Source organism: Streptomyces sp. NPDC056503 (assembly GCF_042794995.1).
GTDB lineage: Bacteria > Actinomycetota > Actinomycetes > Streptomycetales > Streptomycetaceae > Streptomyces.
The window spans coordinates 1-3,080 of the sequence record NZ_JBHTST010000260.1; the positions used below are offsets into that span (position 1 = coordinate 1).

Sequence of the window (3,080 nt, forward strand, 5' to 3'; positions counted from 1 at the left end):
GCGCGGGGGCCGCCGGCCCGGCGCCCCCCCCCCGGGCGCCCTGCGCCGCCCCCCCCGCCCGGCCCGGCGGGGCGCCCGGGCCAAACCCGGGCCCGCGCGGCCGCCGCTTCCTGGAGGTGGAACCGGCCGGGACGGCCGCCGGCCCGGTCCCGTCCTGAACGGACGGGCACCGGGCCGGAGAGGGGGCGGCGGGCGCCGTGCCGGGCGACGCGCCTCGTCGGGCGGTACGGCTCGACGGCGGGCGCGTTGCGCCGGGGGCGCGGCTCGTCAGGCGATCGAGGCGGAGACGATCGCGGAGACGGCGATGTTGCAGGAGGCGGTCACCCAGACCGCCGGGTGCGGCTCCGGGTCCACCAGCGTGGCACCCAGCTTGCCGGGCGTCACCAGGTCCACCACCAGGAACGCGACGGCCATCATGACCAGGCCGAGGAGACCGAACGCGGCGGTGGAGGCCAGGCCCTTGCCGAAGTTGTCGTAGGTGGTCCAGATGGAGGTGAAGACGATCCCGCCGATGCCGAGCAGGGCGGAGCTGAGCAGCACGGCCGCGTTGCGGTTGCGGTCCTCCCATATCTGCCGGCCCAGCTTGCCGGGGGTCAGGATGTCCACCAGGACGATGCCGAGGATCAGCAGGACCACGCCGAGGGCGCCGTAGGCGGTGGCACGGCCGAGGCCGTTGACGATGTCGGTCATGGGAAGCCGGCTCCGGAGAGTGGTGATCGCGAGCGATCGACGGTCGAGGACCGGCAAAATCTAGCGCACGGAACAAGCCGGTCCGCCGCCCGCCCGGAGATCGGGCCGACGGCGGACCGACCGCGGACCACGCGCCGGACCGGACGGGGGCCGGACGGGGGCCGGACGGGGCGGACCACCCGGCGGATCAGGCTCCGGGCGGAAGGCTCCGGGTCCGTCTCCTCTCCCGTGCCGTCACGCGCCGGCCGAGCGCGCGAACGCCTCGGCGTAGGAGCGGAGGAAGAGCGCCTCGGCCAGCGCCATCCGCTCGATCTCCGTGGGGTCGACGCTCTCGTTCGGGGCGTGGATGAGGCAGCCCGGCTCCTCCACGCCGATCAGCGCGATCTCCGCGTCGGGGAACCGGTCCGCCAGCACGTTGCACAGCGGGATCGAACCGCCCTGCCCCGACTGCACCATGGACGTGCCGTACGCCTCGCGCAGCGCGGCACCGAGCGCCGTGTACGCGGGCCCGTCGGTGCGGGCCCGGAAGGGCTGTCCGGCGCTCTCCGCCTCCACCTCGACCCGCGCGCCCCAGGGCGCCGCCGCCACCAGGTGGTCGGTGAGCGCCTTCCGGGCCTGTTCGGCGTCGGTCCCCGGCGGCACCCGCAGGCTGACCCGGGCCCGCACCTTCGCCTGCACGGCGGCGGAGGAGCCGACCACCGGCGGGCAGTCGATGCCGAGGACGGTGACCGCGGGCCGCGCCCACAGCTCGTCGGCGACCGACCCGGTGCCGACCAGCTGCACCCCGTCCAGGACCCCGGCGTCGGTGCGGAACTGCTCGGGCGGATAGGACACCCCGTCCCACCGCCCGTCGCCGGCGAGCCCCTGGACGGCCGTGTTGCCGTGCTCGTCGCGGAGGCTGTCCAGGATCCGTACGAGCGCCGCCAGCGCGTCCGGGGCCGGGCCGCCGAACATGCCCGAGTGCATCTCGCCCTTGAGCGTGGAGACCGTCACCACCACGTTGGTCAGGCCGCGCAGCGAGGTCGTGGTCGTGGGCAGCCCGAGCGCGAAGTTGCCGGTGTCGCAGATCAACAGGGTGTCCGCCTCGAAGAGTTCGGGCCGGAGCGGGACCAGCTGTTCCAGGCCGCCGGTGCCCTGCTCCTCCGAACCCTCCGCCACGAACTTGAGGTTCACCGGGAAGCCCGTGCCGTCCGGGCCGCCGAGCGCCCGCAGCGCGGTGAGGTGCATGGCGATGTTGCCCTTGCAGTCGGCGGCGCCGCGCCCGTACCAGCGACCGTCGCGGGCGGTCAGTTCGAACGGCGGGGTCCGCCAGGCGGCGTCGTCGAGCGGCGGCTGCACGTCGTAGTGGCAGTAGAGGAGGACGGTGGGCGCGCCCTCCGGGCCGCGCCCGTGGCCCACCACGGCGTCCGTGCCGTCGGGGGTGGTGACCCGCCGCATGTCGCTCAGTCCGGCCTCGGTGAAGGCCCGCACCAGGTAGTCGGCGGCCTTGGCGCACTCCTCGGGCGGGAACTGGCGGGGGTCGGCCACGGAGCGCATCGCGACCAGGGCGGTCAGATCCTCCTCGGCGCGCGGCATCAGGGCCCGGACGCGCTCGCGCAGAGCGGCGGTGTCGGGGGACTCGGCGGTCATGCGTACCCACTTCCCTCGGGCCGCTCCCGGAGGGCCGGGACGGCGACGGCCACCCCAGTCAAGCAACGCGGGGCAAACGCCGCAAAACGTGACTCGTGTGGCGTATCCGCGGGGCTCCCGGGCGGCGGCGGGAGGCGGACGCGCCGACAGTGGGAGACGTACGCGTCCCCTCCCGCACCTGGAGAACGTCATGGTCCACCCCAACCGACGCGATCTCGGGCTGCTCGTGCTGAGGGTCGGCACCGGCGCCGTCCTCGCCGCGCACGGCACCCAGAAGCTCTTCGGCTGGTTCGGCGGCGGGGGCATCGAGGGCACCGCCCAGGGGATGGCGGCCATGGGCTTCCACCCGCCCCGCGAGTCCGCCATCGCCGCCGGGCTCGGCGAGGCCGGCGGCGGTGTCCTGCTCGCCCTCGGCCTGGCCACCCCCGCCGCCGGCGCGGCCGCCGCCGGAGCCATGGCGGGCGCCGTCTCCGTGCACGCCCCGGCCGGCTTCTTCGCCCAGGCCGGCGGCTACGAGTACCCGGCCTTCCTCGGCTTCACCGCCGCCGCCATCGGCATCACCGGCGCCGGCCGCTACTCCCTGGACCACGCCACCGGGCACGTCCTCGACCGCCCCTGGGTGGTGGCCACCGCCTTCCTCGGCTCGGCGATCGCCGCGGCGGGCGGCGGGGGCCGCCGCGCCCCCGCCCGGGCCGCCCCCCGGGCCGCCCGCGGGGCCGGGGGCGTTTTCACAAAGGGCGCAGCCGACGACGCGAAGAGTG

General features: G+C 76.0%; 3 protein-coding genes. 1 reads left to right on the plus strand and 2 read right to left on the minus strand.

Going from position 1 to position 3,080, the window contains the following annotated elements:
* Nucleotides 1–267 precede the first annotated feature (267 nt).
* On the minus strand, nucleotides 268–690 hold the full coding sequence (locus ACFQ8C_RS36830; protein ID WP_189851624.1) for a DUF350 domain-containing protein: 423 nt from the start codon (nucleotides 688–690) through the stop codon (nucleotides 268–270).
* Between the two features lie 234 nt (nucleotides 691–924).
* Complete coding sequence (locus ACFQ8C_RS36835) at nucleotides 925–2,319, minus strand: dipeptidase (RefSeq protein WP_383466296.1); 1,395 nt, start codon at nucleotides 2,317–2,319, stop codon at nucleotides 925–927.
* A 190-nt stretch (nucleotides 2,320–2,509) separates the two neighbouring features.
* Here ACFQ8C_RS36835 and ACFQ8C_RS36840 point away from each other — a divergent pair.
* Nucleotides 2,510–3,080 (plus strand): DoxX family protein (locus tag ACFQ8C_RS36840; RefSeq protein WP_383466298.1); only part of this gene is annotated, 571 nt, incomplete at its 3' end.

Excerpts from the sequence above, each read along its gene's own strand:
- ACFQ8C_RS36830 (WP_189851624.1), bottom strand. The coding sequence starts at position 690 with ATGACCGACATCGTCAACGGCCTCGGCCGTGCCACCGCCTACGGCGCC.
- ACFQ8C_RS36835 (WP_383466296.1), bottom strand. The coding sequence starts at position 2,319 with ATGACCGCCGAGTCCCCCGACACCGCCGCTCTGCGCGAGCGCGTCCGG.